18 protein-coding genes, 1 riboswitch and 1 other annotated feature are annotated in these 18,769 nt (G+C 44.2%); of the genes, 12 read left to right on the plus strand and 6 right to left on the minus strand.

All coding sequences use genetic code 11. The features are described 5' to 3' along the window. Positions 1–39: 39 nt before the first annotated feature. Positions 40–1,176 carry a tRNA 2-thiouridine(34) synthase MnmA gene (gene mnmA / locus HRQ85_RS16715; protein ID WP_172380167.1) on the minus strand — a complete coding sequence of 379 codons (1,137 nt, stop codon included), beginning with the start codon at positions 1,174–1,176 and terminating at the stop codon, positions 40–42. Positions 1,177–1,380: 204 nt separating this feature from the next. On the opposite strand from mnmA, the gene HRQ85_RS16720 reads away from it, so the two are divergent. Beyond that, positions 1,381–1,650 (plus strand): hypothetical protein, encoded by a 270-nt coding sequence (locus HRQ85_RS16720; protein ID WP_010439986.1) that lies wholly within the window; start codon positions 1,381–1,383, stop codon positions 1,648–1,650. 102 nt (positions 1,651–1,752) lie between these two features. Next, positions 1,753–3,057 (plus strand): inosine/guanosine kinase, encoded by a 1,305-nt coding sequence (locus HRQ85_RS16725; protein ID WP_017065317.1) that lies wholly within the window; start codon positions 1,753–1,755, stop codon positions 3,055–3,057. Positions 3,058–3,251: 194 nt separating this feature from the next. Here the strand turns inward: HRQ85_RS16725 and HRQ85_RS16730 are convergent, their stop codons facing one another. Then, complete coding sequence (locus HRQ85_RS16730) at positions 3,252–3,662, minus strand: H-NS family histone-like protein (protein ID WP_017060262.1); 411 nt, start codon at positions 3,660–3,662, stop codon at positions 3,252–3,254. A gap of 364 nt (positions 3,663–4,026) precedes the next feature. Continuing rightward, a riboswitch (Lysine riboswitch) is annotated at positions 4,027–4,204 on the plus strand. Between the two features lie 112 nt (positions 4,205–4,316). On the opposite strand from HRQ85_RS16730, the gene HRQ85_RS16735 reads away from it, so the two are divergent. The 9 genes from HRQ85_RS16735 to hisIE all read left to right on the plus strand — a co-directional run bounded on the left by HRQ85_RS16735 (position 4,317) and on the right by hisIE (position 13,561). Further along, positions 4,317–5,909: a Na+/H+ antiporter NhaC family protein gene (locus tag HRQ85_RS16735; protein ID WP_048609390.1), complete on the plus strand. Its 1,593-nt coding sequence runs from the start codon at positions 4,317–4,319 to the stop codon at positions 5,907–5,909. Between the two features lie 190 nt (positions 5,910–6,099). Beyond that, positions 6,100–6,235: a sequence feature (His leader region), on the plus strand. Between the two features lie 53 nt (positions 6,236–6,288). After that, on the plus strand, positions 6,289–7,185 hold the full coding sequence (gene hisG / locus HRQ85_RS16740; RefSeq protein WP_029223418.1) for an ATP phosphoribosyltransferase: 897 nt from the start codon (positions 6,289–6,291) through the stop codon (positions 7,183–7,185). Continuing rightward, positions 7,185–8,486: a histidinol dehydrogenase gene (gene hisD, locus HRQ85_RS16745; protein WP_048617710.1), complete on the plus strand. Its 1,302-nt coding sequence runs from the start codon at positions 7,185–7,187 to the stop codon at positions 8,484–8,486. The genes hisG and hisD overlap by 1 nt, the downstream gene beginning before the upstream one ends. 9 nt (positions 8,487–8,495) lie before the next feature. Then, complete coding sequence (hisC, locus tag HRQ85_RS16750) at positions 8,496–9,536, plus strand: histidinol-phosphate transaminase (protein ID WP_017060266.1); 1,041 nt, start codon at positions 8,496–8,498, stop codon at positions 9,534–9,536. A 129-nt stretch (positions 9,537–9,665) separates the two neighbouring features. Then, positions 9,666–10,754 carry a bifunctional histidinol-phosphatase/imidazoleglycerol-phosphate dehydratase HisB gene (hisB, locus tag HRQ85_RS16755; RefSeq protein ID WP_048609394.1) on the plus strand — a complete coding sequence of 363 codons (1,089 nt, stop codon included), beginning with the start codon at positions 9,666–9,668 and terminating at the stop codon, positions 10,752–10,754. A gap of 9 nt (positions 10,755–10,763) precedes the next feature. Further along, positions 10,764–11,378: an imidazole glycerol phosphate synthase subunit HisH gene (gene hisH / locus HRQ85_RS16760; protein WP_172380168.1), complete on the plus strand. Its 615-nt coding sequence runs from the start codon at positions 10,764–10,766 to the stop codon at positions 11,376–11,378. 43 nt (positions 11,379–11,421) lie between these two features. Further along, complete coding sequence (hisA, locus tag HRQ85_RS16765; protein WP_172380169.1) at positions 11,422–12,159, plus strand: 1-(5-phosphoribosyl)-5-[(5-phosphoribosylamino)methylideneamino]imidazole-4-carboxamide isomerase; 738 nt, start codon at positions 11,422–11,424, stop codon at positions 12,157–12,159. Next, on the plus strand, positions 12,141–12,914 hold the full coding sequence (hisF, locus tag HRQ85_RS16770) for an imidazole glycerol phosphate synthase subunit HisF (RefSeq protein WP_017060270.1): 774 nt from the start codon (positions 12,141–12,143) through the stop codon (positions 12,912–12,914). Before hisA ends, hisF begins: the two co-directional genes overlap by 19 nt. Beyond that, positions 12,911–13,561, plus strand: a complete 651-nt coding sequence (gene hisIE / locus HRQ85_RS16775) for a bifunctional phosphoribosyl-AMP cyclohydrolase/phosphoribosyl-ATP diphosphatase HisIE (protein WP_009848800.1) — start codon at positions 12,911–12,913, stop codon at positions 13,559–13,561. Before hisF ends, hisIE begins: the two co-directional genes overlap by 4 nt. Before the next feature lie 249 nt (positions 13,562–13,810). On the opposite strand, the gene HRQ85_RS16780 is transcribed toward hisIE, so the two are convergent. The 4 genes from HRQ85_RS16780 to HRQ85_RS16795 all read right to left on the minus strand — a co-directional run bounded on the left by HRQ85_RS16780 (position 13,811) and on the right by HRQ85_RS16795 (position 17,102). Continuing rightward, complete coding sequence (locus HRQ85_RS16780; protein ID WP_172380170.1) at positions 13,811–14,320, minus strand: YchJ family protein; 510 nt, start codon at positions 14,318–14,320, stop codon at positions 13,811–13,813. A gap of 127 nt (positions 14,321–14,447) precedes the next feature. Further along, positions 14,448–15,665 carry an EAL and HDOD domain-containing protein gene (locus HRQ85_RS16785; RefSeq protein WP_050634682.1) on the minus strand — a complete coding sequence of 406 codons (1,218 nt, stop codon included), beginning with the start codon at positions 15,663–15,665 and terminating at the stop codon, positions 14,448–14,450. Between the two features lie 123 nt (positions 15,666–15,788). Beyond that, positions 15,789–16,523: a UDP-2,3-diacylglucosamine diphosphatase gene (gene lpxH / locus HRQ85_RS16790; protein ID WP_086970347.1), complete on the minus strand. Its 735-nt coding sequence runs from the start codon at positions 16,521–16,523 to the stop codon at positions 15,789–15,791. An 84-nt stretch (positions 16,524–16,607) separates the two neighbouring features. Further along, positions 16,608–17,102, minus strand: coding sequence for a peptidylprolyl isomerase (locus tag HRQ85_RS16795; protein ID WP_017060275.1), 495 nt, complete (start codon positions 17,100–17,102; stop codon positions 16,608–16,610). 189 nt (positions 17,103–17,291) lie between these two features. On the opposite strand from HRQ85_RS16795, the gene cysS reads away from it, so the two are divergent. Beyond that, positions 17,292–18,677, plus strand: a complete 1,386-nt coding sequence (gene cysS / locus HRQ85_RS16800; protein ID WP_172380171.1) for a cysteine--tRNA ligase — start codon at positions 17,292–17,294, stop codon at positions 18,675–18,677. The last annotated feature ends 92 nt before the right edge of the window (positions 18,678–18,769 follow it).

Here is an 18,769-nt window from a genome sequence, read left to right on the forward strand (position 1 = left end):
TCCTAGTTGTCTTCTATCGTTTGTTGTTCGTCGATTTAATTAGATGCGCTTTTCGATGATACCGCCACCAAGACAAACGTCGTCTAGGTAGAACACTGCCGATTGACCAGGGGTCACAGCAATCTGTGGCTCATCAAAAATAACCTTAATGTTCTCATCATCAATTGGGATGATTGTACAAGGAATATCGGTTTGACGGTAACGTGTTTTTACCGTGCATGTCATAACTTCAGTAATTGGTGTGCGATTTACCCAGTGAAGCTGAGAAGCGATCAAACCTCCTGATTTTAGAAGAGGGTGATCTTTACCTTGTACTGCGATCAGAACATTACGCTTCAGATCTTTTTCACCAACAAACCATGGCTCTTCGTTACCGCCGCCACCTTTAGTGCCGCCAATATGAAGGCCTTTACGCTGACCTAGCGTGTGGTACATCAAACCTTGGTGTTGACCAATCACTTGGCCTTCAGGTGTTTCGATGTTACCCGGTTGTGCTGGTAGGTATTTGCCTAGGAACTCAGTGAACTTGCGCTCACCGATAAAGCAGATGCCTGTTGAATCTTTCTTCTTAGCTGTGATCAAGTCTTGCTCTTCAGCAATACGTCGCACTTCTGGCTTCTCTAATTCACCGACAGGGAATAGGCTGCGTGCCACTTGATCTGAGCTTAGCGTGTATAGGAAATAGCTTTGGTCTTTGTTGCTGTCTAGACCGCGTAGCATTTCTGGTTTTACGCCAGCATCAAGCTCTTCTTGAGTTGGGAAAGTACGACGAACGTAGTGACCCATCGCAATGTAGTCTGCGTCTAGCACTTCATCCGCAAACTCTAAGAATGCTTTGAATTTGATTTCTTTGTTACAAAGAATATCTGGGTTCGGTGTACGACCTGCTTTGTACTCTTCAAGGAAGTATTCGAATACGTTGTCCCAGTATTCTGCAGCAAAGTTGATAGTGTGAAGGTGGATACCTAGTTTGTCACATACCGCTTGAGCATCAGCAAGATCTTCAGCTGCCGTGCAGTATTCTTCGTTATCGTCTTCTTCCCAGTTTTTCATGAAAAGGCCTTCTACCTGATAGCCTTGTTGCTGAAGAAGATACGCCGATACTGACGAATCTACACCGCCGGACATACCGACAATTACTTTCTTTTCGCTGTTTCCAGAGCTGATATCTGACATGTCTAAACACCGTTACTATTACTTGGTCGCAGATTCTAACAGAAAGAGAAACGCCGTGACAGATCCGAGACCGGAATCACAGTTTCATTTGCACAAATAGTGTGCTGACTTTGTTAGAGAATCGCATGAGAGCGAGGTGAGTCGCTAGGATGTCAGAAGTATATGTGGCATAGTCGCTCGAAATCCAAGACCTGAGATAAAAAAATGTCTGAACAAAACGAATTTATGCAAGAAGAAGAGCTGATTGAGATTATCGAGAACCAGCTTGAAGATGGCGAACCAGTGAAAGTGAAAGAGACGTTGATGCGTTTAATGATGACTGGCACTCCACGTGAAGAAGCAATTGCGGCTATGGCATGTGCACTGGCAATTGAAGTGTTTGACGTTATGAAAAACGGCGCGGAGTTTAATCAAAAACGTTACGCAGAGCATTTGGGCATGCTGCCTGATTTAAGCTTTATGGAAGGCGAATAAAAAAAACCTTCAGCAAACGTTTGCTATAGTTTGAAAGATTGCCGCGTTAAATATAGCGCGGTAGAATCCGCCACCTATTTCCCCTTGACTTAGACTAGCCCTATGAAATTCCCTGGACAACGTAAATCAAAGCACTACTTTCCGGTTCACGCTCGTGATCCTCTAGTGAGCCAAGCTCAAAGCAGTAAAAGAATGTCACGTACTCATATTATCGGTATTGACCAAACATTGGTGGATATTGAAGCAAAGGTGAGTTCTGAACTTATTGAGAAGTATGGTTTGAGCAAGGGACATTCACTGGTTATTGGCGACGCAGCCGCTGAATCTTTATATCAAGAATTAAAAGAGCAGTGCCTGATTACCAATGAATACGCTGGTGGCACAATTGGTAACACATTACACAACTATTCAGTGCTAGCGGATGACCGTTCAACTCTGCTTGGTGTAATGAGCCAAGATATTAAGATTGGTAGTTACGGTTACCGCTATTTATGTAATACATCAAGCAGAATGGATCTGAACCATTTACAAGGGGTAGATGGCGCAATTGGTCGCTGCTTTGCATTAATTACAGAAGACGGTGAACGTACTTTCGCAATTAGCGAAGGACAAATGAACCAATTAAAACCAGAAAGCATTCCTGAAAAAATCTTCAAAAGTGCTTCTGCTTTAGTATTAACGGCTTATTTAGTTCGTTGTAAGCCAGGCGACCCTATGCCTGAAGCAACAATGAAAGCGATCGAATACGCGAAGAAATACGATGTGCCAGTCGTTCTTACACTAGGTACTAAGTTCGTTATTCAAGATGATCCAGAATTCTGGAAAGATTTCCTTGAGCAACACGTAACGGTTGTTGCAATGAATGAAGACGAAGCTGAAGCATTAACGGGTGAAAGCGATCCGCTTGCAGCATCAGATAAAGCGTTAGAGTGGGTAGACCTTGTTCTATGTACTGCGGGACCTGTTGGCCTATTTATGGCTGGTTATACAGAAGATGCAGCTAAGCGTGAAACGTCACTGCCTTTACTTCCAGGTTCAATTGCTGAATTCAACCGTTTTGAATTTAGCCGTCCTGCGCATAAAGATTTATGTGAAAACCCAACTAAAGTGTATTCGCACATTGCGCCATACATGGGTGGTCCAGAAAAGATCAAAAATACTAACGGTGCAGGTGATGCTGCGTTATCAGCTTTATTACATGATATGGCTGCTAATAAGTACCACAAAGAAAACGTGCCAAACTCAAGTAAGCACCAACATTCATTCTTGACGTACTCTTCGTTTTCACAAGTTTGTAAATATTCTAACCGCGCTAGCTATGAAGTGTTGGTTCAACACTCTCCACGTTTATCTCGTGGCCTTCCTGAAAGAGAAGATAGCCTAGAAGAAGCGTACTGGGAAAGATAAGTTACTTTCTTTAATCAGTAGTACTATCAGTATCAGTTGATTTCTAATACTGATAGTACAAATATAAAAAAGGCTCCGAAAGGAGCCTTTTTTGTTTCTGAATATATTGAAGTCGTAAATAATACTTTGGTCGACTTAAATATTAATTCTATTGCTTAGCGTGTAATTGATTACTCACTAAGTAAACTAAATGTTTAGATAGCAAACTCTTCTAGAGATTTACCAGCATCTAGCTGTTCTTGGATAGCTGAAGGCGTACGGCCTTGACCTGTCCAAGTCTTCTCGTCGCCGTTTGCGTCTACGTATTTGTATTTCGCTGGGCGAGGAGCGCGTTTAGCTTTTGTTGTTTTAGATTTTGCTTCACCAGAAAGTGCAGCAATAAGATCGGCAACATCAATTCCGTCTTTTGCAATTTGTTCAGCAATAGCAGAAAGCTTAGCTTCTTGCTCTGCTTTAGCAGCACGTTCTTCAGCTTCAGACTCTTGACGCTCTTGTACAACAATAGTCAGCTTGTCTAGCGCTTCTTCAAGTTGCTCAAGAGTTAATTCACGTGAGAACGCACGAAGGCTGCGGATATTTAATAGAGTTTTTGTTAATTCAGACATGATATTTCCCATCAAGGTAAACTAAAGAATCTTCCTAATAATAAACAGAGCCTAGGAATAAAACAAATAGTATTTCTTCTATTACATATTTAAATATAAAAGTGAGATGAATAGTTGAAAATTCAGAGCTGTATTTTTATTGAATTTATAATAATTATTAAGATTATCTTAAAAACCGATATGTGACAGGTGGAGTAGTCAACTTATGTAGACTATTCTTCTATTGATTAGTTCATTAACAAAAAGCTATTTTTCTCGGAATGATATGTTGCATTGTTGCTCTTGATGAGTACAATTGCGGCTACCTGATGCGAGGTATTGGTTAATTTGTTGTTAAACTCTGGTTTACACGGTTAATAATGTTATCGCACGTAGAGGTGCAATTATAAAAAGTAACTTCCGTTGGGGTGATGCCAATGAACGGGAATGAAAGGTGTAATTGCCGAAGTAAATTGTATATCTAAGCAATTTGCTGGGGTTGTGCTCAATAGGTACAACACTGCCATAGTCTTAATTTTAAACTATGGAGCGCTACTGTAGGGTTGGGTGAAGTGTTCACTTCCCTTTCGCTTAGTTCAACATGAGCTTGGTCAGCCGTATCAAGTTTGTCTGCAGTAGATCTCTAGCCAAATAAAAAACTGGTTTTTGAAGATCATGAATTTAATAGATTTTGCAACATCACCTTTATCTTTGCTTCCGCCCCTTGTGGCTTTGAGCCTTGCTATTGTTACCCGCCGTGTATTGGTTTCTTTGGGTGTCGGTATCATCATGGGTGCGATTCTACTTGCTGACTACTCAGTAGGTAACGCAGCTAGTTACGTGTTTACTAAAGCATCTGGTGTTTTCATCGAAGATGGTGGTATCAACACTTGGAACATGAGCATCATTGCATTCCTAATTATTCTTGGAATGACAACGGCATTATTAACACTGTCTGGCGGTACTCGCGCATTCGCGGAGTGGGCGCAGTCTCGCGTTAAGAGCAAACGTGGTTCAAAACTACTTGCTGCTTTCTTAGGTGTATTCATCTTTGTTGATGACTACTTTAACAGCCTAGCGGTTGGTGCTATCTCTCGTCCTGTAACAGACCGTTTCTACGTATCTCGCGCTAAGCTTGCTTATATCCTAGATTCAACGGCTGCTCCTATGTGTGTGATCATGCCTGCTTCTAGCTGGGGTGCTTACATCATCACTATCATTGGTGGCATCTTAGTGACACACGGTGTGACAGAGTATTCTGCACTGGGTGCTTACGTTCGTCTTATCCCAATGAACTTCTACGCTGTATTCGCACTACTAATGGTGTTTGCAGTGGCATGGTTCGGTCTAGACGTTGGTAAGATGCGTGAGCATGAAATCGAAGCATCTCAAGGTCGTGGCTTTGAAGGCGACAACGATCAAAAGCAAGCTCACGATCTAAACGAAGAGCTAGATATCGAAGAGAGCGAAAACGGTTCTGTTTCTGATCTGGTTATGCCAATCGTATCGTTAATCGTAGCGACGGTTGCTGCGATGCTTTACACCGGTGGCCAAGCGCTGACTGCTGATGGTCAAGCATTTAACCTTCTCGGTGCGTTTGAAAACACGGATGTAGGTAAGTCACTTGTTTATGGTGGCGTTATCGGCTTAATCGTTGCTCTAGCAACTGTATTCAAACAGAAGCTATCTATGGCAGATATCGCAAGAACGATGTGGATTGGTGCAAGCTCTATGTTTGGCGCTATCCTAATTCTTGTGTTCGCTTGGACTATCGGTTCTGTAATCGGCGACATGAAAACAGGTTCTTACCTATCCTCTCTAGTAACCGGCAGCATTGATTACCACTGGCTACCAGTTATCTTGTTCCTTCTAGCTGGCATTATGGCTTTCTCAACAGGTACATCTTGGGGTACGTTCGGTATCATGCTACCTATCGCGGGCGACATGGCTGCGGCATCTGACATCGCGCTAATTCTGCCGATGCTAAGTGCGGTTCTAGCAGGTGCTGTATTTGGTGACCACTGTTCTCCAATCTCAGACACAACGATTCTGTCTTCTACTGGTGCTCGTTGTAACCACATTGACCACGTATCGACTCAGCTTCCATACGCGCTGTCTGTAGCGTTCGTATCGTGCATTGGTTTCATTACTCTAGGTATGACATCTTCAATTGGCATCGCATTTGGCGCAGCGTCTCTAACGTTTGTTGCTGTATGTTTTGCATTGGCTTACTTCTCTCGCTGCAAAATGGCGACGTGCAAAAGCTAAAACTGAAAGCTAATCAGTAAACTATCAGGGAGGCATTGGCCTCCCTTTTTTGTGCTTGTTAATTTAATTTTAAGTTTCGTGAAAAAAGTTCGAATAAATGGTTGAAAAAGGATCTCAGCTTAGTTAGTGTGGAGATAAGAAAGCAAACAACTGAAGAGCTTATAAGTATGCGTAAATTAGTAATGAACATTCATCACCATCATCACCCTATCTAGTCTTTCGGGGAGATTTACGTATACCCGGGAGCAAGAATTCTCCCGGAGGTTAAGTCAAAGAATTTAGATTTAAACCCTCGGGATGACAAAGTCTTCCGAGGGTTTTTTAGTTTTAGCGCTTTTAAATAATCAATAAATTCAAATATTTGCACAGGGATACAGCAATGCAGACACAACGCCTAAGAATCGCAATTCAAAAGAAAGGTCGCTTAAGTAAAGAGTGCCAAGACCTACTTAAAAAATGTGGTGTTAAATTTAACATCATGGGTGAGCGCCTAGTTGTTCATTCACTAAATATGCCAATCGACTTGTTATTAGTTCGTGATGATGACATCCCAGGTCTTATCATGGATGGTGTGGTTGACCTTGGTTTTATCGGTGAAAATGAACTAGAAGAAGTTCGCCTAGACCGTGTTGCTCTAAAAGAGCCATCAGAGTTTCGCACACTACGTCGTTTAGACTTCGGTGGTTGCCGCCTTTCTATCGCAATCAACAAAGACGAAGAATACAACGGCCCACAAGATCTTGCGGGCAAACGTATTGCGACAACCTACCCACAACTACTGAAAGCCTACATGGACGAGCAGGGTGTTGAATTCAGCACTTGTATGCTAACAGGCTCGGTTGAAGTTGCTCCTCGCGCAGGACTAGCAGACGCTATCGCAGATTTAGTTTCTACAGGCGCAACGCTAGAAGCAAACGGCCTAAAAGAAGCAGAAGCTATCTTCCAATCTAAAGCAACACTGATTCAACGTGTTGGTGAGTTCGATGCAGACAAAACGGCATTGATTGAAAAACTACTGACTCGTATGCAGGGTGTTCAACAAGCGAAAGAGTCGAAGTACATCATGCTTCACGCGCCAACATCTCAACTAGAGCAAATCAAAGCACTACTGCCTGGTGCTGAAGATCCAACGGTTCTTCCACTATCAACGGACAAAGACAAAGTTGCCGTTCACTTAGTAAGTACAGAGAACTTGTTCTGGGAAACAATGGAACAGCTGAAAGAATTGGGTGCAAGCTCGATTCTAGTATTACCAATCGAAAAAATGATGGGGTAGTGACGATGAGAACCGTTGTTTGGCAATCTTTAAGTGAATCACAGCAAGACTCGGTATTAGAGCGTCCAGCTATTACTGAAGGTGCAAACATCACAGCGACTGTTTCTGATGTTATTGCAAAAGTACGAAATGAAGGCGATGCCGCGCTTAGAGAGCTGACCGCAAAGTTTGATGGTGTGACTCCAGAATCTATCCGAGTCAGTTCGGGTGAGATCGAAGAGGCGTGTGCTCGTCTAACACCAGAGATGAAGCAAGCGTTAGAGCAAGCTTATAGCAACATTGCAAAGTTTCACGAAGCTCAAAAGCCACAGCCAATTAAGGTTGAGACACAGCCTGGTGTTGTGTGTGAGCAAGTGACGCGCGCGATTAATACTGTTGGCCTTTATATTCCAGGTGGCAGTGCGCCACTTCCGTCAACGGTTCTTATGTTAGGTGTTCCCGCTCAAATTGCAGGTTGTCGCAAGGTTGTGCTTTGTTCACCTCCGCCAATCGCTGATGAAATCTTGTATGTCGCTAAGCTTTGTAAGATCGACGAGGTTTACAACGTTGGTGGTGGTCAAGCGGTGGCTGCAATGGCTTACGGTACCGAGAGTGTGGCTAAGGTCGATAAGATCTTTGGTCCGGGTAACGCATACGTTACGGAAGCGAAACGCCAAGTAAGCAATGACTTCCGCGGCGCGGCGATTGATATGCCAGCTGGCCCATCTGAAGTATTAGTGATTGCCGATGAAACTGCCGATGCAGACTTTATTGCAGCGGATTTGTTGAGCCAAGCGGAGCACGGTCCAGATTCTCAGGTTGTATTGGTAACACCATCTCCAGTGGTTGCAGACCAAGTAACAGAAGCGGTTCAGAAGCAACTGAAAGAGTTGTCTCGTGCGAACATCGCTCAGCAAGCATTGGCTTCAAGTTTAATCATCATTGCTGAATCGCTCACTCAAGCGATTGCGATTTCGAACTTCTACGGTCCTGAGCACTTGATCGTTCAAACCAAGAATCCACGTGAATTGCTGCCATTGTTAGACAATGCAGGTTCAATTTTCCTTGGTGACTGGTCTCCAGAATCTGCAGGTGACTACGCATCAGGTACAAACCACGTTCTTCCGACTTACGGTTATACCAAGACGTATTCAAGCCTAGGTTTGGCTGATTTCTCTAAGCGAATGACGGTGCAAGAGCTAACAGCTGACGGCTTGAAAGGTCTAGCGCCAACAGTAGTAACAATGGCGGAAGCCGAAGGCTTGGATGCACACAAACGCGCTGTGACCATCCGAGTTGAAAAGTTAAATAAAGCGAAATAAGGGTAGGGCATGGAAAAGTTAGCAAGAAAACAAGTTCAGGCTCTAACACCTTACTTGTCTGCAAGACGCATAGGCGGTACTGGTGATGTGTGGCTAAACGCCAACGAATCTCCGTTTGATAACGAGTACAACCTGAACTTGTCTCGTCTTAACCGTTACAGCGAATGTCAGCCAAAAGAGCTGATTGACGCATACGCTCAATACGCAGGCGTGAAATCAGAGCAAACACTGACAACGCGTGGTGCTGACGAAGGTATTGAATTACTGATTCGTGCTTTCTGTGAGCCGAACGAAGACGCTATTCTTTACTGCCCACCCACTTACGGTATGTACGCAATCAGTGCAGAGACGATTGGTGTTGAGCGTAAGGTTGTGCCTCTGACTTCTGAGTGGCAATTGGATCTTCCAGCTATCGAAGCTCAACTCGACAACGTAAAAGTGGTGTTTGTTTGTAGCCCAAATAACCCAACCGGTAATTTGGTTGATCGCAAAGACATCATCAAGCTGCTTGAAATGACACAAGACAAAGCGATTGTGGTGATGGACGAAGCGTATATCGATTTCTGTCCAGAAGCGTCAACCGTTGATTTGCTTGAGCAATATCCAAACCTAGCGATTCTGCGTACCTTGTCGAAGGCCTTTGCTTTAGCGGGTTTACGTTGTGGCTTCACGCTAGCCAACAAAGAGCTTATCGATGTACTGTTAAAAGTGATTGCTCCTTATCCAGTGCCAATCCCTGTTGCTGACATTGCCGTTCAAGCACTCTCAGAGCAAGGACTAGCGCGAGCTAAGTTCCAAGTTCTGGATTTAAGTGCTAACCGAGCGTATTTGCAGGCGGGTCTATTAGGCATGCCTCAAGTGACGGTATTTGATGGTTGGGGTAACTACCTTCTGGTTAAATTCCCGAACGGTGATGAGTTATTTAAAGCGGCTTGGGATACGGGCATTATTTTGCGTAATTCACCTATTGAAGACTGTGTTCGTATTAGTATTGGTAACCGCGAAGAGTGCGAAAAGACACTTGGATTCATTCGTAACTTTTATCAGTAACGAAAGGCTTACCAGTAATAACATTTGCCAGTTTGATTTGATTAATTGGGCTGGTACGTGAAACCAATATTTTGGGTTAGCGTTTGATTTTAGCTAGGCCACCAGATTTAAAATTAAAAGGAAGTTCAAGTGAGTAAACAACAGAAAATACTTTTTATAGACCGTGACGGCACCTTAATTGTTGAGCCGCCAGTTGATTTTCAAGTAGACCGTTTAGACAAGCTAAAATTCGAACCGCTAGTGATTCCTAGCCTGCTTGCTTTGCAAGATGCTGGTTATCGCTTAGTGATGGTCACTAACCAAGATGGCCTAGGTACCGATAGCTACCCACAAGAAGATTTCGATGCACCACACAATATGATGATGGAGTTCTTCGAATCTCAAGGCGTTAAGTTTGACGACGTGCTTATTTGCCCTCACTTTGACGAAGACAACTGCTCTTGCCGTAAGCCTAAACTGGGTATGGTTAAAGAGTATTTACAAGGCGGTAAAGTCGATTTCCAACACTCTGTTGTGATTGGCGATCGAATGACGGATCTTCAACTGGCAGAGAACATGGCTATCCGCGGTATTCAATATGGCCCGGATGCGGAAACTGAAGGCACGCTTAACTGGCCACAAATCGTTAAAGATCTGACGGTTAATGCGCGTATTGCTGAAGTAGTTCGTACCACTAAAGAAACCGATATCAAGGTGGCAGTAAACCTTGATGAAACCGGTGGCAACAAGATCGATACCGGCATGGGTTTCTTCGACCACATGCTTGATCAAATCGCGACACACGGTGGTTTCCAAATGAACCTGACTGTGAAGGGCGATCTGCACATTGATGATCACCACACAGTCGAAGATACTGCACTGGCTTTAGGTCAAGCATTGAAAGATGCACTAGGCGACAAGCGTGGTATTGGCCGCTTTGGTTTCAGTCTACCAATGGACGAGTGTTTGGCTCAGTGTGCGCTAGACCTTTCTGGTCGTCCATACCTGAAGTTCGATGCTAAATTCAGCCGCGAGCAAGTGGGTGATCTTTCAACAGAGATGGTGGTTCACTTCTTCCGCTCTCTAACCGATACATTGGCTTGTACGCTACACCTTTCTTCTGATGGTAATAATGATCACCACATCATTGAGAGCCTCTTCAAAGCGTTTGGCCGAACTCTTCGCCAAGCAATCAAAGTTGAAGGTAACGAGTTGCCAAGCAGCAAAGGCGTTCTGTAAGGGATCGGTATGAAAGAGCAAAAAGTCGTTATTATTGATACTGGTTGTGCCAACGTTTCATCGGTGAAGTTTGCGATTGAACGTCTGGGCTACGCAGTTGAAATTTCAAAAGAACCAGAAGTTGTTCTTACTGCCGACAAGCTATTCCTACCCGGAGTAGGTACAGCAAGTGAGGCAATGAAGAACCTGCAAGAGCGTGACCTTGTTACCCTTGTGAAGCAAGTAGAGAAGCCTCTGCTAGGTATCTGCTTGGGTATGCAGCTGTTAGGTAAACTGTCTCAAGAGAAAGGCCAAAAGGCTGACGAGTTAGTTGAATGTCTAGGTTTGTGTGATGGTGAAGTTCGTTTACTTCAAACGGGCGACTTGCCATTACCACACATGGGTTGGAACACCGTCACCGCAACACCTAATCACCCTCTATTTAAAGACATTGAAGAAGGCGAATACTTCTACTTTGTTCATAGCTTCGCAATGCCAGTGGGCGACTACACAATCGCACAATGTGATTACGGTAATCCGTTCACTGCGGCGGTTCAAAGTGGTAATTATTATGGTGTTCAGTTCCACCCAGAGCGATCTTCGAAAGCTGGCTCTAAGCTGATTCAGAACTTCTTGGAATTGTAATAAGGATTAGGCAACGGCTAAGGTTGCCATATAAGGAATGTAAATGATTATTCCCGCGTTAGATTTAATTGAAGGCCAAGTAGTTCGCTTATTCCAAGGAGACTACGGGCAAGTAACAGAATACAAAGTAGACCCAGCAGAGCAGTTTAATCTGTACCACCAAGCTGGCGCTGGCTGGCTGCACCTTGTTGACTTAACGGGCGCAAAAGACACAACGGCTCGTCAGTTAGACTTGATTGCTAAGCTCCTTGCTAGCACGCCTGCGAACATCCAGATTGGTGGTGGCGTGCGTAACGAACAAGATGTCGTTGATCTGCTAGAAGCTGGCGCACAGCGCGTTGTGGTTGGTTCTACAGCCGTTAAGCAACCTGAGTTGGTGAAAGGTTGGATGGATAAGTATGGCGCGGAAAAAATCGTGCTGGCTCTAGACATCAACATTGACGAAAGCGGCACACGTAAAGTCGCGATTTCAGGTTGGCAGGAAGATTCAGGCGTAACCATTGAAGCGCTAATTGAAGACTACCTCACGGTTGGCCTTAAACACGTTCTGTGTACTGATATTTCACGTGATGGCACGCTAGAAGGGTCAAACGTAGAGCTCTATGTTGATCTTTGTAAGCAGTACCCACAAGTGCAATTCCAATCATCGGGCGGCATTGGCAGCCTAGCTGATATCGAAGCGCTTAAAGGCAGCGGTGTTGCGGGTGTGATTGTGGGGCGTGCGCTACTTGATGGCAAGTTTACCGCAGAGGAGGCATTTGCATGTTGGCAAAGCGAATAATCCCTTGTTTGGATGTCCGTGACGGACAAGTGGTTAAGGGAGTTCAGTTCCGTAACCACGAAATTATTGGCGACATCGTTCCGCTAGCACAACGCTATGCAGAAGAGGGCGCTGATGAATTGGTATTTTATGACATCACCGCATCAAGTGATGGCCGTGTCGTCGATAAAAGCTGGGTGAAACGCGTAGCTGAAGTGATCGATATTCCTTTCTGTGTGGCTGGTGGTATTAAATCAGCAGAAGATGCAGCGCGCATTCTTGAGTTTGGTGCAGATAAAGTATCAATCAACTCACCGGCATTGGCTAACCCACAGCTGATTACTGACCTTGCTGATAAGTTTGGCGTGCAGTGTATCGTTGTCGGTATCGATTCATACTTCGACAAAGAAACCGGTAAATATCAGGTTTACCAATTTACAGGCGATGAAGCGCGTACGAAAGCAACCAAATGGGAAACCAAAGATTGGGTGCAGGAAGTACAGAAGCGTGGCGCAGGTGAGATTGTGTTAAACATGATGAACCAAGATGGCGTTCGCAACGGCTATGACATCGATCAGTTAAACATGGTGCGTGAAGTGTGTAATGTGCCATTGATTGCCTCTGGTGGCGCTGGTGCAATGGAGCACTTTGCTGAAGCCTATAAGAAAACAAACGTGGACGGTGCGTTAGCAGCTTCGGTATTCCACAAACAAGTCATCAATATTGGTGAACTTAAACAGTATTTAAAACAACAAGATGTAGAGGTGCGACTATGAGTTTTGAAACCGCAAGCTTATCAAAAACAGAAGTAGGCGCATTGTCAGAGCGTATTAACTGGGAAAAAGTCGATGGCTTAGTGCCAGCTATTGTTCAAGATTACCAATCGAGCCAAGTGCTAATGATGGGATACATGAACCCTGCAGCACTTGAGAAAACGGGTGAAACTGGCAATGTGACGTTTTTCTCTCGCACCAAAGAGCGTCTTTGGACGAAAGGTGAAACGTCGGGCAACGTATTACAACTGCAAAACATCGCCTTGGACTGTGACAGCGACACCTTACTGGTTAAAGTTAATCCCATTGGCCCAACGTGCCACACAGGTACAACAACGTGTTGGGATGGAGACAAACAAGAAGAGTCTCAGATGGTGTGGCTTCATCAGCTTGAGCAGCTACTGGCTGCCCGCAAGGACGCAGACCCTGAGTCTTCTTATACTGCCAGTCTATATGCCCGTGGCACCAAGCGTATTTCGCAAAAAGTGGGCGAAGAAGGCGTTGAAGTCGCGCTTGCGGCGACGTCGGGCGATAAGGCGGAATTAGTGTGTGAATCAGCAGATTTGATTTACCACTTGATGGTTCTTCTTCAAGACCAAGGCTTGTCGATGAACGATGTGGTCAACAAGCTAAAAGAACGTCACAAGTAAGCTCTGTTTAGATTAATCGAACCACGTAGCAGATAGATAAAAGCCCCGTAAACAATTATATTTACGGGGCTTTTTAGCTTTTTAATTTTCAAGATTTCAAGATTTCAAGATTTCAAGATTTCAAGATTTCAAGATTTCAAGCTTTCTAAGCCCTGCGTCACTTTGCTAAACTCTGACTTTACGTCATTCCGAGGAGCCTAAGCGACATCAGGAATCTCTTTACTTAATCAAACATTTTAATTTTCTTACTTACCCGCAGCACTTTTTATATTTCTTCCCACTACCACAAATGCATGGGTCGTTGCGGCCGATCTTGAAGCTTTCAACCGTTTGGTTTAAACGAGGATCGATTTCTGGTTCTGGTTGGTTTTGCTCTGGGAACTCACCGTCGATATAGAACCATAAGCCGTTTTCACGAACGAAACGAGAGCGCTCTTGCATGCAGTATTGTGCGCCGTCTTCATTGAAGTAAGCTTTAAATTCAACAAAGCCTTCGTCTTGGTGTGAACCTGCCGCAGTATCGATGACCTCTAACCCTGACCAATCACTGTCGATAGATTCGGCGATGCCTTCTCTTTGTGCTTCTGCATTGCAGCTAGGGTGGTAAGTCGCAACAACATAGTCAACCAAACCCAACACGTGCGCGGAATAACGAGAGCGCATCAATTGCTCAGGTGTTTCAACGGCACTGTGGTTAAGGTGCGCTGATTCACAGCAATGTTGGTAAGTATTATTGCTACCGCATGGGCATAAAGACATAGTCAGATCCTGTAAAAATGGCCTCTATTAAGAGGCCATAAATGAATGCGTGGGAGTTTACCAAGAAACGATCGCTCACCAAAGTTTAGTTTCTATCGAAACTATCAAAGTGTTAGCGCGAAGTTTACTATTTTAAGGCTGGAGACAATAACTCTTGAGCCCAAGTTGTCGCTTCGTCATAAGCTTGACCAAGTTGAGCTTCACTCAGTTTGAGAAGCTGGCGGATACGAGTCGCTTCATCCCAACGAGCTTGCTCATACGCAACCACCATCGCCAATACTGCGCCTAACACGCCTTTACGTTGAATCAAGGCTTGTTTGATCTCGATGTCTATTGGCACTGAATCGAGTACTTGTTTCAATGGTTGGTCAAAGAGTGAGTCCAACAGAGAGAACATACCGGTCAAAAAGGCTTGTCCTGGCTCAACCTTAACATTCATCTTCTCAACCAAGAGTTCACACTGACGTGCACGTATTACCGCTAAGCCATAAAGTGAGTCCGGCTTATCTTCTTTCGCGGAGGCGATAGCCACAAGTGAAACGAACTTACGCAGCTTCTGTTCACCTAGGTAAATAAGCGCTTGGCGAAATGAACGAATCGTTGTTGGTGAACCGCCAGCGGAGTTGACGTAGGTAAGTAGCTTATACGACATGGTCACATCGAGCGTAATCAAACGCTCGACTTCACCAAAGTCGATAGGGTCGTGCGCAATCTCTTTTAATAGCTGAACGGTTGTCAGGAATGCTGGGTTTAGCGCACGCGTTTGGATCATTTCAGGCTTGCTAAAGAAGTAACCTTGAAAGTAGGTGAAGCCTGCTTTTTTCGCTTCTTGGTATTCTTCGTACGTTTCTACTTTTTCAGCAAGGAACTTGATATCTAGCCCTTTGAGAGAGTTCATAAACATCGCGGCTTTGGCAATTGGCGTCAAACGGATATCGAACTTGATAATTGAAACGTAGGGTAAGAAGCGCTTCCAAGCTTTACTTGGCACAAAGTCGTCTAGCGCAATGGTATAACCCGCGTCAAAGATGGTTTTGATTGCTTCAAGTAACTCGTCTGTCGGTTCGCAGTCTTCAAGAACCTCAACAACGAGGCTTTCTTTGGGGAACAGAGTAGGGACTAAGTTGATTAGGCTTGCGTATGGGAAGTTCACGAAACCAAGCTTATCACCCAACGTATTATAGTGGGTCGATAAGAAGTGATCGGAAAGCAAACGGCTAGTAGCGAGCTCCGGCTCTACTTCAGGGAAAGTGTTCTTAGGACCATCCCTGAATAGCAACTCGTAACCTATGGTTTTCTTGCCTGTGTCGAGTATTGGTTGACGCGCTACGTATGAATATTTCAACTTGGTACTGTGTTCGGTTTATTTCTGATAGAGAGATAATAGCTAATTCACTAGAAATTACCATACACTTTCTAAGAAAGTCTGACCGATAATAATAATCAAAGTGAAAGTTTAATAGTGATGTTAAAAGCTATTGCTAAACGCTCGATTCTGTAGTTCAAAACTTTGCGGCGTGAACACCAGCACTGAGCCTTGCGTATACCAATCGCCAAGTACAATACGGGTTTTAGTGCAATTATTAGCATTGAATGTATGGATGTCTGGGCGATGAGTATGGCCGTGGATCATCAAATCGACATTGTTTCGTTCCATCACATCTTCGACTTCTTGCTGTGTCACATCCATGATGTCGAGAGACTTGGTCTGCTTGTCATCTTTGATATCTGATTGAACCTTCGAAACAATTTTCTTCTTGATGAAAAATGGGATTCGGTTGAAGACCCATTGTAACCATGGCTGATGCACTTTTTCACGAAAGGCGAGGTACTTTACGTCTTCAGTACATAATGTATCACCATGCAACACTACCGCTTTTTGCCCGTAGATATCGATCGTAGAAACTTCATCGAGAAGTTGAACGCCCGTTTGCTTAGCAAATTTTTTGCCGACTAAGAAGTCGCGGTTCCCTTGAGTGAAGTAACAAGGCACGCCTGTTTTTACTAAGTCGATAAACGCTTGGCGGATAGAAGTCGCGAACTCACTCTTATCGTCGTCACCAATCCAGAATTCGAAAAGGTCGCCTAGCACGTAAAGTGCATCCGCTTCTATGGCTTCCTTCTTCATAAAGGTTAAGAAGCAGTCTGTGATGTCTTGTCGTGACGGAGAAAGGTGCAGATCTGATATAAAATATGTTTTCATAGGTCTAAAAAAAGGGAGCGATTCGCTCCCTATATCCTGATTTTATCGGCTCATCAATTATTAATACTAATCGAAAGCAAGTAATTAAGCTTCGATTGTAGTACCAGTGATGATCACTTCTTCTAGAGGTACGTCTTGGTGCATACCCATAGAACCAGTGCTTACACCTTTAATCTTGTTTACGATGTCCATGCCTTCAACAACTTCTGCGAATACACAGTAGCCCCAACCGTCTAGGCTTTCGCTACGGAAGTTTAGGAAAGAGTTGTCGTTAACGTTGATGAAGAACTGAGAGCTCGCTGAATGCGGTTCCATAGTACGAGCCATTGCTAGCGTACCAACTTTGTTCGCTAGACCGTTGTTTGCTTCGTTCTTGATCGTTGCACGAGTTGCCTTTTCTTTAAGGCCAGAAGTCATGCCGCCGCCTTGAATCATGAAACCATCGATAACACGGTGGAATAGTGTGTTGTCGTAGAAACCGTCACGGCAATACTGTAGAAAGTTTGCGCTTGTTTCTGGTGCTTTTTCTTCGTTAAGTTGAACTTTGATGTCACCAAAATTTGTGTGAAGGATGATCATGATTGTTACCTTACTGTCTTTTTAATATGAAGTTCGAATTCTAGCGCATGTTGGCAGACTTTCAAATCACCAAATCATTAACTTAACTCGGATGTTTGAGGTAATTCCTGCTTTGGGGGATTACCTATTAAGGTATGACTTGTTATACTGCGAGCTTATTTTGATTAATCCATAAAATAGATAGAGATCATGCTGAAGATATATAACACGCTCACAAGACAGAAAGAGGAATTCAAACCAATTACAGCTGGCAAAGTCGGCATGTATGTCTGTGGGGTAACCATATACGATCTCTGTCATATTGGTCATGGTCGTACGTTCGTTTCTTTCGACGTAGTAACTCGTTACCTTCGTTACCTTGGTTACGATTTGAACTTCGTTCGTAACATCACAGATATCGATGACAAAATCATCAAGCGCGCTAACGAAAACGGTGAGTCTTGTGACTCTCTGACTGAGCGTTTAATCGGTGAGATGCACGCTGACTTTGATGCATTAAACATGAAACGTCCAGATGTTGAACCACGTGCGACAGAATACATCACTGAAATCATCGAGCTTGTTGAAAAGCTGATTGAACGTGGTTTCGCATACGTTGCAAGCAACGGCGACGTGATGTTTGAAGTAAAGAAATTCGACGAATACGGCAAGCTTTCTAAGCAAGACCTTGATCAGCTTCAAGCGGGTGCTCGCGTTGATGTTGAATCTGCAAAACGTAGCCCATTAGACTTCGTTCTTTGGAAGATGTCTAAACCAGGTGAACCTACATGGGAATCGCCATGGGGCCCGGGTCGTCCAGGTTGGCACATCGAATGTTCAGCAATGAACTCGTCTATTCTTGGTAACCACTTCGATATCCACGGTGGTGGTTCAGATCTGCAGTTCCCTCACCACGAAAACGAAATCGCACAGTCTTGCTGCGCGCACGGCACTCAGTATGTAAATACTTGGATGCACAGTGGTATGGTGATGGTAGACAAAGAAAAGATGTCTAAGTCACTAGGTAACTTCTTCACTATCCGTGACGTTCTAGCACATTACGATGCTGAAACGGTACGTTACTTCCTAATGTCTGGTCACTACCGTAGCCAGCTAAACTACAGCGAAGATAACCTAAACCAAGCTCGCGCATCACTAGAGCGTCTATACACGTCACTTCGTGGCCTAGACCTTACAGCAGCTCCTGCTGGTGGCGAAGAGTACGTGACTCGATTCTCTACAGCGATGAACGATGATTTCAACACACCTGAAGCTTATTCAGTACTGTTTGAAATGGCTCGTGAAATCAACCGTATCAAGCCTGAAAGCATTGAAAGAGCAAGCGGACTTGGTGCACTGATGCGTGAACTAGCAGACATCATCGGTATTCTTCACCAAGAGCCAGAAGCCTTCCTACAAGGCGATGCGGCAGGTAACGACGACGAAGTGGCTGAAATCGAAGCGTTGATCAAACTGCGTAACGATTCTCGTGCTTCAAAGGATTGGGCAAACGCCGATCTTGCACGTGATAAGCTAAACGAGTTGGGTATTGTTCTGGAAGATGGCCCAGAAGGTACGACTTGGCGTCGTAAGTAAATCTTATAAAAAGGGCTGATTTTCAGCCCTTTTTTCTAGCACTAATTCTCTATTTTCACCTTTTCTATCTTCAACTTTTAATTAACAGGAAT

It is taken from the genome of Vibrio sp. Vb339 (assembly GCF_902751245.1).
Lineage (GTDB): Bacteria > Pseudomonadota > Gammaproteobacteria > Enterobacterales > Vibrionaceae > Vibrio > Vibrio coralliirubri.